Here is a 7,875-nt window from a genome sequence, read left to right as displayed (position 1 = left end):
GGTAATGGGAACTAACACCATGAACCCCTTGAATGATTTAAGATAGACAAATAATCAAATCCTTCTTTAAAAGAATCGACAATTAACTAATCATTTCAGTATAATCCACATGCGTAATCTCAATTCCCCTCTCTTTCCATCTCTAGTTAAACACTACCATTTTTTTCTAATTCAAGAAAGTTTATTTTTACTTTTACTGTATAAGTTCTTTTTGTCCAATAGCTCATGAGCACCTGATTTGGAATTATTGATATTCCAAACAGTTTATGTATTACTGGTGTAGAAAGTGGAATGGAATGATTTTTTTATCATTTACATATAAATGTCATAAAACTTTTTTGAAAGGGGTTATTCATCTGGTAAATTCACATTCACACAAAATCAAACCTTATCTAACTACAAAAACGTTAGTACCTGAAAATCAAGAAACACCTATTCATTTTGTTACTGAGGATCTGGTATCGGATAAATTATTTTATAGAAGGAATCATTTTCCTTACCCTGCTTTTGCATCTTCCTTTTATTTTCTTCCAATCGAAGGGGAGGTTCAGACTCCTACCATCTTTTCGTTAGAACAGATTTACGCGATGCCATCAAAAACCAAGAAAGTGGTTTTAGAATGTTCTGGTGATAAGCAAGAATTATTTATACCAAAGGTGTTTGGAGAGCAAATGGGAAAAGGTGCAATCAGTCAGGGAATATGGAAAGGAGTACGCTAAGAACATTATTGCAATTCGCAGGATTGCTTGATCATGCGAACGAAAGAAATTGTTTTTGAAGGTTATGATCATGGACAAAGAACTGATTCTAATAAATTATATAATTTTTCTAGAAGCCTGCCGATAGAAATAGCTCTCGATGAAGATTCCCTTATCGCTTATGAGTATAATAATCACCCCTTATCCTTTAAACATGGGTTCCCGCTTAGATTAATAGTACCCGGATGGTATGGAATGGCGTCTGTCAAATGGATTAAGAAAATCGTTGTGATAGATAATGAATTTAAAGGCCCCTTCCAAACGGTTGATTACGTTTACTATCCAAACCAAGAAAACGATAATGAAAAAATTCCTGTCACGACTATAAATGTTAACAATTCCCCTTAAATAGGCAACTATTGCATACAGGGGTTTATAAAATTAATGGAATTGCATGGACAGGAGAAGGTAAAATGGCCACAGTAGGAATGGTGGTCAAACTTGGGATCCATGCCACTTATCTCCTCTACCTGAGAAACATGCATGAGTTCGTTGGGATTATATATGGCATGACTTTAAAAAAGGAGAATACACCATAAAAACAAAAGCTGCTGACACCGAAGGCAATCGTCAACCAGTGAAGCCCCTATGGAATAGAAAAGGCTATGGTTACAATGCTTTAGATAAGATTACCATTAAAGTCGAATAACTATAAAACCCCAGGTGCTATAAGTCTCCAAATACACTTTGTATCTGTCGAATATGATGAATATCATGCTCGACCAATCCTTTAAAATATTTCATTAGTGAAATGCTGTTTCCCCCTATTGATAGGTCCTGTTTCCATAACTCATCAGGTAAATCATTTAAAGATTGTATAAGCAGTTTTCTAGAAGACATAAATAATTTGATTGTTTCTTTCTTAGACCTATTCCTACTTTCTTCAGCAGATTGTTGATTCACCAAATCGGATTCAGGACTTTTGGGTAATAAAGCAGAAGTAAGAAAGTAAGGAATACGCTTTGTTAACACAAATTCGTCCCAGGGAATCAGATGCCCTACAATCTCAGCAATCGACCATTTCCCTTTAGCAATTTGAGATCTCCACTCCTCTTCGGGTAATGTATTTAAACTTTCTACCCAATCAATTGTAAACTCAAAGTGTTTAATAATTTCCTGTTTATTCAGCTGTACCGACTCCCTTCTAGTTAGTTCGACATAAGATAACTGCTCTGCAGAGAATTTAGATAATATAAATGTATATCAAAAGACCGTCAATTGACGGTCTTTTAAATGGTGAATTTATTCAAAAGTTACTAGCCATTTAAGAGTGTTGTCACCAAAATCGGTAAGCGTGTAAACATTTTTTTGTTTTTGCCATTTTGCAAGGCTGCCTTTTTGTTTTGCATCTATATGCAATTGTCCATACTGCTTAGGAATCGGCAGCATATGGGTTTCCAAAAACTTCACAGTTTCTTTCGCTGTCTTCAAGCTTTCTTCTGATTTTTCTGTTGTTGAACGTGCCATGATAGACCATCGTCCTTCATTCCAACTAGTAAATAATGAACCTGCTCCTGCATCTTGATACCCAGTTATCCCATAGCCTAAATCAACAGCTTCACCTTCACTAAATACGGTTTGATCGATTTCTTCACTGGCTGATTTTACTGTCGGATGATTCGTAATGACTAACTGGCCAACTAATTCCCCAGAATTTTTTATGTTAGGATCGTTTAGATCTAGTGGTTTATCTGTAGCATAAAATTTGAACGTTGCTAGATTTTTTTGTTCCCGCGATTGCCGTTAAATATTTTCCTTTGTTTACGGGAAAATCAGTTGGTAATTTAATACCCCATTCACTCGGAATAATACTTTGAAAATTTACTTTTCCAGCTTTGCTACCACTTGCTGCGTTGGTATTCGGTTTAACAGGTTCTTTTGTTTCTGTATCTGACTCATCCGTCTGACCATTATCATTTTCAACATCATCTACTTTAGGTTCAGGATTTTGCTTTTGTAACGCTTCTGTATCTTCATTTCCACAAGCAGTCATCATCAACATAATAAAGGGTAGGATTATTAGTTTTTTTAGCATATTTCCTCCTTCTTTTTGTATTTAACTCTCACCTTAATTTTACCATAAAACACCCATTTTTTCAGAAACCCTATTAAGCTAACATTTTAATCGGTAAATAAGAAAAAGGGATGCCGCAACAACCCTCTAAGTCTATCTATTTTTTTGAAATGACAGTAAACATCCCCGTCATGTTGGGTGAGTAATCTTTAAAGTCAAATTTCTCATAAAAAGATTCATTCCCTTGTGATGCAAATAAACCGATAAACGCTTTATCGGGCGCATTGGAATGTAAAAAATCAACCAACCTATTCATTATTTCCTTTCCAATACCATTTTTCTGATAAGTTGGATGAACCACTATATCTTGTATATAGAAATAGATTGCCCCATCACCAACAATTCTCCCCATCCCCACCATTTGTTCATTCTCTTTGACTGTGACACAGTATATAGAGTTCTTTAGTGATGCTTCCACCACTTCAAAATTCATAAAGTCACTCCATCCGACAGACTCACACAAATATTTGAATTCTTGCACTGTCGGACTAGTATTTTCAATTTCATATGTTTTCAAAATGTCTCCTCCAATACTACAACTTCATCATATTATATTCGACATTTTTTTACTTAATCCTCTTACTCAGCTAACTTGCATCGTTTTTCTGGTGTAATTTGTATGTGGATTACAAATTCCGAAAGTTTGATTATTGAAGAGATATCGATGCCAAAAATCGACAAAGACCACCCAGTTATGAGCAGCCATTGTTTTTATTTAAGTTCTAAACCCTGGTTTCGGATGATGGCTCTACGCCGGTTTTTAACGTTGATTGGTTGAAATATCTTTTAACGAAACTAATTCCATAGCACTTTTTTTATTAGGTAATTTTTTTCACAGGTTATTTTATAAATTTGATCAAACTTACCAAGATGGAGTCCCTGTTATTTTAGCAGATGGCTGTTCTAGTGGTCTCTTTTCGATTACTAAAACACTATCATAATAACACATTGAAAAAACGGATGTGGTGAACTGGTTTACTGACAACTGAGGATCCCTCGAATGCCAAGCATTTAGATTATCAATCATTTTTTTGAGTATTCAATAAAGTTATCAGGTTTACCAAGTCCACCTCCGTACTCCTCCCAGTAGCATGTGTGCAAATCCTCTATAAAATAAACCCCATGGGAAGAAAGTTCAGGAAACATCTCCTGGAACGTAGTCTTTAACTGACTCATGTGATGACCGCCGTCGTCGATAATTATGTCAAATTTCGGTAGAGTAGGTTTAATCGTTTTCCAAAAACCCCTATCTCCTTGATCACCAATGATTATATTAATTTGTTCCTCCTCAAATGATTTACAGAGAGGGTCAATATCTAGTCCAAATATCGTAGCTTTGTCTCCAAAATATTCTTTCCACATTTGAAGTGACCCGCCATGAGAAACTCCAATTTCTAAAATATTGATTTCTTTTCCGATAAACTTCTCAAAAAGACGTTCATAAATATCAAAATAATGTATCCACTTATGAATCAATCGTCAGTTATTGGATTCAAAATAGTCTTGTAATTTACCCACTTTCCCCTTCCTTTCATACTGTTTTTCTTATGCTATGTGCAAAATATAATAATGAGCTTATCTACAAAAAAAGGCTTCGTTTAATCCACGACCTTCGCCTGTACATTTAAAAGATTAAAGGTTGCATTTTCCATTTTATCTGATATGATGATTCTAATCACATACGAATTACCACTAGGGGAGTCTTCTTCAGACTGAGATGGAATGTTGTTCCGGACCCTTTGAACCTGATCCGGATGATACCGGCGGAGGAAAGTGGATGATATGGTCACTTTTTTTGACTTTAACCATCTACCCGTTCCGTTTTCAGAACGGTTTTTTTGTTTATCAAAATAATAGACTGCTAGGGGAGCCGTTAGGCTGAGAATTAAACCCTTTGTACCTGATCTGGTGATACCAGCGTAGGAAAGCAGGTTGTAAAAGGGATTCGTCCATTCCGGGAACAGCCGCTTTCTAATGGAAAGCAGCTGTTTTTTCATTTAGAAGTACTCTCTTTCCAAAGTATGTGAATGAATGCTAAGGAGGAAATATCATGACGAATACCACATTGAAATCTTTCAGTGCAAGACTTCACGAACGTTCGAAAGAAATTTGGAGGAAGAACCACACACATCCCTTTGTTCAAGCAATAGGAGATGGGACGCTTTTAGAAAATAAATTTGCTTATTACCTGAAGCAGGACTATATCTATCTTATTGAATATTCCAAACTTTTTGCTTTAGGGGCCATCAAGGCTAATAATCTTGAAACCATGACCAAATTTGCTGGAATATTTCATAAGACTCTTCAAGTAGAAATGGATTTGCATCGGGACTACTGCAAAGCGTTTGGAATCAGCTCTAAGGAATTAGAACAAACCGAACCTACCCCAACTACCCTTGCCTATACAGGTTATATGCTAAATGCCGCACATCATGGCACATTAGCTGATATCATTGCCTGCTTGCTTCCATGTGCTTGGGATTATTATGAGATTGGTTTGTTATTAAAGAAACAAAATGGTGCAGCGTTGGAGACAAATCGTTATGCCAGCTGGATTCAATCCTATTCATCCCTCGAATTCGCTGAAGTGCACAAATGGTTGTCCAAACTGTTAGATGAGTTGACGGAAGGGTTGCCTGAAAAAGACCTAAACAGATTAGAGAAACACTTTTTAACAACCTCACGATATGAATATTTATTTTGGGACATGGTTTACAATGAGCATGATTGGCTCGTAGAATGATAGAAAAAGGTAACTTGTTAAGGAAAATGACGCTGACTTGCATGTTTACGGCCATTACTACCCTAACTAGTTCGTTCTTTTTCATCCCGGTTGGATTTGCAAAGATTTTTCCTATTCAGCATGTAACCAATGTCATGACCGCCGTTATATTGGGACCTTTTTTTGCTGTTATACAAGCCTTTTTGGTATCCCTTATCAGAAATATGGCAGGTACTGGTTCTATTTTTGCGTTCCCGGGCAGCATGATTGGTGCATTTTTTGCTGCTCTCCTATACAAGAAAATAAAAAAAATTCAGTTCGCTTGCTTAGGAGAAGTATTTGGAACTGGCATTCTGGGATCAATAACTTGTTATCCGATTGCACTTGTATTATTGGGAGAAAAAGCGGCACTCTTTGGTTTTTTACCAGCTTTTTTTCTTAGTTCCTTACTGGGTTCCCTTTTTGCCTTTCTTATATTAAAAATACTTTTGAAGAATCATTTCTTCAATGAGATTCTTTATAAAAACAACACCACGGACAACCGAACTGACTAGCGTAGCCAGGTATTACGACGTTGACTTCCCCACAATGATTGAGATTTTGACTAAAATAAAGAAACAGGAACAATGTTCCTGTTTCTACTTTCTTAAGTCAATCCATATAGCGGTATTTTCTCAAACTATTTAAAATAGAAATTTCCTGGATTATTTTTTCTCCAATATTGGTTTCTCTAACCTTTTTTCTTTTTAATTCTTTATCTACTACTCTTTTTATGGATAAAACATCTGTCCAGTTCAATAAAACATCTTCTTTTGAATTAAAGTGCTTATGGGCAACCAGCTGCATACCAAAGGAATTATACAATAATGTATATCCAGCTATTCCTGTAGTTGACTGATATGCCTTAGAGAAACCTCCATCAATCACCATCATTTTGCCGTTCGCCTTAATTGGATTTTCTCCCTCAATTTCTTTCACTGGTGTATGGCCATTTATAATATGGCCTGTGTCAGGATTCAAATCAAATTCAGCTAAAATTTTGCGGCAAATTTCTTCCTTTTCACGTAAATGGTAGTATGGGTTCTTTCTCTCTTTATGAGTAACTTTATCCTTAATAAAGTATCTCTCAAAAGTTGTCATTTCTCTTTTACCAAAAAGGGATGAATATTCTCCTGACCATAAATACCAAACCATATCCGTCGCTAAATCATCAGTCTTTTCAGGATGAGCGAAGGAATGTCGTAAATAATGTTCGAAAACATCAAGTAATTCTCTCCCCGAATAAGTGTTGCTATCAATGGACATTTTCTCCATATTTCCTTCTTCATCTAAAGGAATACATCCATGTATCAAAAGGTTTCCATTATATTTTAGATAAAGGCTCCCTTTTTTCATAAGGAAATTCATATGTCTGGCCAGCTTTTCTGAATGTTGTACCGAGAACAATAATCTTTCCATAACCTGCCTTTCTTCCTCAATCAGCTGTTCTGGCTGCTCTGGATTCACTGTAGCGAAGCAAGTATTCTCAAGCGTGTAAGTGCTCCCATAAATCGTTATTTCTTTCTTGTCATAATCAATTTTCTCAAGTAAAAGTCTTTCTGACATATTAAAATATGGTCGTCTCTTTATAATAGGCATTTCGAGTTTAAACTGGATGATTGCGATTGCTTGGTGAATTTTTGTTATCTGTAATTTTTCATGTTTCGATCTTTTCTGATCTGAGTCCACCTTGGTTCGAAAAGCTGGATTGTCTTCATAGTACTTCTCGGCAAGGGTTAACAAAGGTCTCAGATTAATTCCATACACATCTTCGATAATATCCAAGTTGTCATATCTTGCGCAGATTCGAATAATATTAGCTAGACAAACCATTGAACCAGAAAACGCACCCAGCCAAAGCACATCATGGTTTCCCCACTGAATATCAACCGAATGATAATTAATCAGTGTATCCATAATCTTATCAGGTTCAGGTCCTCGATCATAAATATCGCCAACTACATGAAGATGATCGACAACTAATCTCTGGGTAGTATATGCAAGTCCCGTTAAGAGTTTATCAGCTTGACCTAAGGAGATTATTTGCTCGACAATTTCTTTGTAATATTTTTCCTTATTCGTTTGATTCGTTTTGTATAGCAGCTCTTCAATAATAAACACAAATTGTCCTGGCAGCGCTTTACGCAATTTTGAACGTGTATATTTTGAGGAAGCATGAGAAATAAGCCTGATCATTCGCTCAATGGTAACGGTATACCATTGGTTTAATTCCTGTTTCTTATCAAATTGGTTTTTAATTAACTTTAATTTCTCTTCAGGAT

At 35.9% G+C, this 7,875-nt stretch carries 10 protein-coding genes, 1 pseudogene and 2 riboswitches; of the genes and pseudogenes, 5 read left to right on the top strand and 6 right to left on the bottom strand.

Features of this window, described 5'->3' with window-relative positions; translation table 11 throughout:
* Positions 1-266 precede the first annotated feature (266 nt).
* Both WYK_RS04930 and WYK_RS25965 read left to right on the top strand, forming a co-directional pair.
* Positions 267-1,106 (top strand): annotated as a pseudogene (locus tag WYK_RS04930) (molybdopterin-dependent oxidoreductase).
* Between the two features lie 65 nt (positions 1,107-1,171).
* On the top strand, positions 1,172-1,297 hold the full coding sequence (locus tag WYK_RS25965; RefSeq protein WP_268870037.1) for a hypothetical protein: 126 nt from the start codon (positions 1,172-1,174) through the stop codon (positions 1,295-1,297).
* Positions 1,298-1,424: 127 nt separating this feature from the next.
* On the opposite strand, the gene WYK_RS04925 is transcribed toward WYK_RS25965, so the two are convergent.
* From WYK_RS04925 to WYK_RS04915, 4 genes are all read right to left on the bottom strand, one after another.
* The gene (locus tag WYK_RS04925; RefSeq protein ID WP_268870038.1) at positions 1,425-1,847 is read right to left on the bottom strand and encodes a DinB family protein; all 423 of its coding nucleotides are present in this window, start codon (positions 1,845-1,847) and stop codon (positions 1,425-1,427) included.
* Positions 1,848-2,000: 153 nt separating this feature from the next.
* On the bottom strand, positions 2,001-2,225 hold the full coding sequence (locus WYK_RS25460) for a hypothetical protein (RefSeq protein WP_235782441.1): 225 nt from the start codon (positions 2,223-2,225) through the stop codon (positions 2,001-2,003).
* 220 nt (positions 2,226-2,445) lie between these two features.
* Positions 2,446-2,793, bottom strand: a complete 348-nt coding sequence (locus tag WYK_RS25455; protein ID WP_235782440.1) for a hypothetical protein — start codon at positions 2,791-2,793, stop codon at positions 2,446-2,448.
* Positions 2,794-2,929: 136 nt separating this feature from the next.
* On the bottom strand, positions 2,930-3,349 hold the full coding sequence (locus WYK_RS04915; protein ID WP_040373477.1) for a GNAT family N-acetyltransferase: 420 nt from the start codon (positions 3,347-3,349) through the stop codon (positions 2,930-2,932).
* Between the two features lie 102 nt (positions 3,350-3,451).
* Here WYK_RS04915 and WYK_RS24820 point away from each other — a divergent pair, with 102 nt between their 5' ends.
* Entirely contained in the window at positions 3,452-3,610 is a 159-nt protein-coding gene (locus WYK_RS24820; RefSeq protein ID WP_161629107.1) for a hypothetical protein, read from the top strand.
* Positions 3,611-3,855: 245 nt separating this feature from the next.
* Here the strand turns inward: WYK_RS24820 and WYK_RS23200 are convergent, their stop codons facing one another.
* A complete protein-coding gene (locus tag WYK_RS23200) occupies positions 3,856-4,194 on the bottom strand; it encodes a hypothetical protein (RefSeq protein WP_051387314.1) in 339 nt (112 codons plus the stop codon).
* Between the two features lie 322 nt (positions 4,195-4,516).
* Positions 4,517-4,621, top strand: a riboswitch (TPP riboswitch).
* Positions 4,622-4,685: 64 nt separating this feature from the next.
* Positions 4,686-4,775: riboswitch (TPP riboswitch) on the top strand.
* Positions 4,776-4,882: 107 nt separating this feature from the next.
* Between WYK_RS23200 and tenA the strand changes: the two genes are divergently transcribed.
* Together tenA and thiW are read left to right on the top strand one after the other, a co-directional pair.
* Positions 4,883-5,575, top strand: coding sequence for a thiaminase II (tenA, locus tag WYK_RS04900; RefSeq protein ID WP_040373475.1), 693 nt, complete (start codon positions 4,883-4,885; stop codon positions 5,573-5,575).
* Positions 5,572-6,108, top strand: a complete 537-nt coding sequence (gene thiW / locus WYK_RS04895; protein WP_040373474.1) for an energy coupling factor transporter S component ThiW — start codon at positions 5,572-5,574, stop codon at positions 6,106-6,108. The genes tenA and thiW overlap by 4 nt, the downstream gene beginning before the upstream one ends.
* Before the next feature lie 97 nt (positions 6,109-6,205).
* Here thiW and WYK_RS04890 read toward each other — a convergent pair.
* Positions 6,206-7,875: fructose-bisphosphatase class III (locus WYK_RS04890; RefSeq protein ID WP_040373473.1), on the bottom strand; the 1,670-nt coding region annotated here is incomplete at its 5' end.

It is taken from the genome of Peribacillus psychrosaccharolyticus ATCC 23296, assembly GCF_000305495.1.
GTDB lineage: Bacteria > Bacillota > Bacilli > Bacillales > DSM-1321 > Peribacillus > Peribacillus psychrosaccharolyticus.
This window is presented reverse-complemented; position numbering and strand designations above follow the sequence as displayed.

Bases quoted from the DNA above. Each gene is read 5' to 3' on its own strand.
- WYK_RS23200 (WP_051387314.1), bottom strand. From the start codon at position 4,194: ATGTGGAAAGAATATTTTGGAGACAAAGCTACGATATTTGGACTAGAT.
- WYK_RS25455 (WP_235782440.1), bottom strand. From the start codon at position 2,793: ATGCTAAAAAAACTAATAATCCTACCCTTTATTATGTTGATGATGACT.
- WYK_RS25965 (WP_268870037.1), top strand. From the start codon at position 1,172: ATGGCCACAGTAGGAATGGTGGTCAAACTTGGGATCCATGCCACTTAT.
- thiW (WP_040373474.1), top strand. From the start codon at position 5,572: ATGATAGAAAAAGGTAACTTGTTAAGGAAAATGACGCTGACTTGCATG.
- WYK_RS24820 (WP_161629107.1), top strand. From the start codon at position 3,452: ATGTGGATTACAAATTCCGAAAGTTTGATTATTGAAGAGATATCGATG.
- WYK_RS25460 (WP_235782441.1), bottom strand. From the start codon at position 2,225: ATGGCACGTTCAACAACAGAAAAATCAGAAGAAAGCTTGAAGACAGCG.
- tenA (WP_040373475.1), top strand. From the start codon at position 4,883: ATGACGAATACCACATTGAAATCTTTCAGTGCAAGACTTCACGAACGT.